Source organism: Caballeronia sp., assembly GCF_028292365.1.
Lineage (GTDB): Bacteria > Pseudomonadota > Gammaproteobacteria > Burkholderiales > Burkholderiaceae > Caballeronia.
The window spans coordinates 1-3,182 of record NZ_JAQGMM010000379.1 but is presented as its reverse complement, the minus strand read 5'-3'; the positions used below and the strand labels follow the sequence as shown (position 1 = coordinate 3,182).

3 protein-coding genes are annotated in these 3,182 nt (G+C 61.2%); 2 read left to right on the top strand and 1 reads right to left on the bottom strand.

Annotated features, from left to right (window positions below):
• Together JWR14_RS23125 and lolA are read left to right on the top strand one after the other, a co-directional pair.
• Positions 1-1,273 (top strand): DNA translocase FtsK (locus JWR14_RS23125; protein ID WP_299712510.1); only part of this gene is annotated, 1,273 nt, incomplete at its 5' end.
• Positions 1,274-1,295: 22 nt separating this feature from the next.
• Positions 1,296-1,964 (top strand): outer membrane lipoprotein chaperone LolA, encoded by a 669-nt coding sequence (lolA, locus tag JWR14_RS23120; RefSeq protein ID WP_299712507.1) that lies wholly within the window; start codon positions 1,296-1,298, stop codon positions 1,962-1,964.
• Between the two features lie 99 nt (positions 1,965-2,063).
• Here lolA and cytX read toward each other — a convergent pair.
• On the bottom strand, positions 2,064-3,182 hold a 1,119-nt coding region (gene cytX, locus JWR14_RS23115), incomplete at its 5' end, for a putative hydroxymethylpyrimidine transporter CytX (protein ID WP_299712504.1).

Genomic DNA, 3,182 nt, shown 5'->3' with positions numbered 1-3,182 from the left:
GAAGGATCTGGCACGCTCGCTGTCGTTGGTCTCTATTCGGGTGGTCGAGACCATTCCGGGCAAGAATTTCATGGCCCTGGAGTTACCGAATCAGCGCCGCCAGACCGTGCGTCTGTCCGAGATCCTCGGTTCGCAGGTTTATGCCGATGCCGCTTCGCCTTTGACAATGGGTTTGGGCAAGGATATTGGCGGGAAGCCGATCTGCGCCGACCTCGCGAAGATGCCCCACTTGCTGGTAGCGGGCACCACGGGTTCGGGCAAGTCGGTGGGTATCAATGCAATGATCCTGTCGCTGTTGTACAAAGCCAGCGCAGACGAAGTGCGCATGATCCTCATCGACCCGAAGATGCTCGAAATGAGCGTCTACGAAGGCATTCCGCATCTGCTCTGTCCGGTCGTCACCGACATGCGGCAAGCGGGCAACGCGCTCAACTGGGCGGTGGCCGAGATGGAGCGCCGCTACAAGCTGATGAGCAAGATGGGCGTGCGCAATCTCGCGGGCTTCAACAACAAGATCGACGAAGCCACCAAGCGCGACGAGAAGATTCCTAATCCGTTCAGCCTGACGCCGGACGAACCGGAACCGCTCAACCGCTTGCCGACCATTGTGGTGGTAATCGACGAACTCGCCGACCTGATGATGGTGGTCGGCAAGAAGGTGGAAGAGTTGATCGCGCGGATCGCGCAAAAAGCGCGCGCCGCCGGAATTCACCTGATTCTCGCTACGCAGCGGCCATCGGTGGACGTGATCACCGGTTTGATCAAGGCCAACGTGCCCACGCGGATGGCGTTCCAGGTGTCGTCGAAGATCGATTCGCGGACCATCCTCGACCAGCAGGGCGCGGAATCACTGCTCGGCATGGGCGACATGCTTTATCTGCCGCCGGGCTCAGGGTTGCCCGTGCGCGTGCACGGCGCGTTTGTGTCGGACGAAGAAGTGCATCGCGTGGTCGCCAAGCTGAAGGAGCACGGCGAGCCGAACTACATCGAAGGCATTCTTGAAGGCGGCGTGCTGGGCGATGGCGAAGACGGTGCGCCGGGCGGTGCAGGCGCGGGCGGCGGAGAAGGCGAAGCCGATCCGCTTTACGACCAGGCCGTTGAAATCGTGATCAAGAACCGGCGCGCGTCGATCTCGCTTGTGCAGCGGCATCTGCGGATCGGTTATAACCGGGCAGCACGGCTGCTCGAACAAATGGAAAATTCGGGACTTGTTTCGTCGATGTCCTCGAACGGCAATCGCGAAATCCTCACGCCGGCGCGTGAAGCCGAATAAGGTTATCTGGAGAGTTTTTTATATGCAGTCAGTTTTGAGATCGGCGTTGAAAGCCGTCGTTTTTGGCGCTTCGATGTTGCTGGCGTCGCAAGCTTTCGCAAGCGGTACCGAGCAGTTAAAGGCGTTTATTGCGCAGGTTCATTCGGCGCATGGCAGCTTCGTCCAGCGCGAAGTGAAGGCGCCGAGCAAGGCGGCGGCATCGGCTACACAGGGCATGGCATCGCGGCTGGGTGGCACGTCGAGCGGCACGTTCACGTTCGCGCGGCCGGGCAAGTTCATCTGGGCGTACGACAAACCCTATGCGCAAATACTGCAGGCCGACGGCGACAAGCTCTATGTGTACGACAAGGACTTGAACCAGGTCACGGTCCGGGCGCTAGGCAACGCGCTGGGTGCAAGTCCGGCTGCGATCCTCTTCGGCAGCAACGACCTCGACAAGAATTTCACGTCGCGCGACGCGGGCGTGAAGGATGGCATCGACTGGCTGGAACTGACGCCGAAAGCGCAGGACACGCAGTTCCAGCAGGTTGGTATCGGCTTCAAGAACGGCAATCTCGAAGCAATGGAATTGCATGACGTGTTCGGCAATGTCACTTTGCTGACGTTCTCGAACATCGAGAAGAATCCGCCGCTGAAAGCCGATCAGTTCAAGTTCATCGTGCCGAAGGGCGCGGACGTGATCGACGGCTGACGCAGCGCGCTGCTCGGTCAGTTTCGTCAAACAGGCGTGAGGATTTGATGGTCCTCACGCCTCAACTATTCGTCTGAACCGTTCGCCCGATCCGTTCGCTCAAGTCGCCGACGACTGTTGTTGCTCTCGCCGACCCGCCACCAAAGCCAGATAAGCCAGCGCGCCCACCACGAGCGCCGGCAGCGTTGCGCCAAGATTCGGCAGCCACTGGTTGATCGCGTGATACGCCGCGATTCCCAACGCCCACGCAATGAACCCGCTCACGTGCCAACCGCCCGAGAATCCGTATGGGCCACGTGGATCGGTGAGCGCGGCGACTTCAACGCGACGTTTTCTCACGATAAAGTGATCCACCAGCACCACGCCAAATAGCGGCGCGAACACCGAGCCGATCAGCAGCAGGAAGTTCTGATACTTGCCCATCTGCACGAGCAGAGCGATCAGCGTGCACAACGCGCCGAACGCAGCCGACAGCAACGGCACGCTCGCCTTCGCCCAGAAGGTACCGGTGGAAACGGCGGCCGAATGGATATCGGCGAAGGCATTGTCAATTTCGTCGATGAGAATCAGCAGCAGCGCAATCCCGCCCGCCGCCTGGGCCAGCGCGACGGTCAGCAGCGCGTCGCCGCCGCCCGCTGCCAGGCCATAGAACGCGCCCAGCGCATAGAACCAGATGTTAGCGATTCCATAGCCGAACAGCGTGCCGCGGAAAGTGCCACCCGCGCTGCTCCCGAAACGCGTGTAGTCCGCGATCAGCGGCAACCACGACAGCGGCATGGCGACTACCAGATCAATACCCGCGCCGAACGGCATGTCACCCGTGCCGGGACGATTCATCAGCGCGCCAAAGTCTTGTTTCGACAGTAGATTCCACGTCAGCCAGCCCGCGCCGCCAAGCAGCAGCCAGATCCCCCACGTACGCAAGAAGCGCCGGACGAAAGACAACGGTCCGGTGATCGCCAGCGTTGTCGCCAGCACACCGAAGATCAAGGTCCAGATCAGCGGCATGGAGAGGCCGAATGATTGTTTGGCGAGGGCATCGGCGGAATCGCGCATCACGATGATTTCGAACGAGCCCCAGCCGACCAGTTGCACCGCGTTGAGGACCGCCGGCACGGACGCGCCGCGAGTCCCGAGCGTCGGGCGTAACGACGACATGGCCGCGAGGCCCGTGTCCGTGCCGATCACGCCCGCGAGCGCCAGCAAGACCACGCCGAT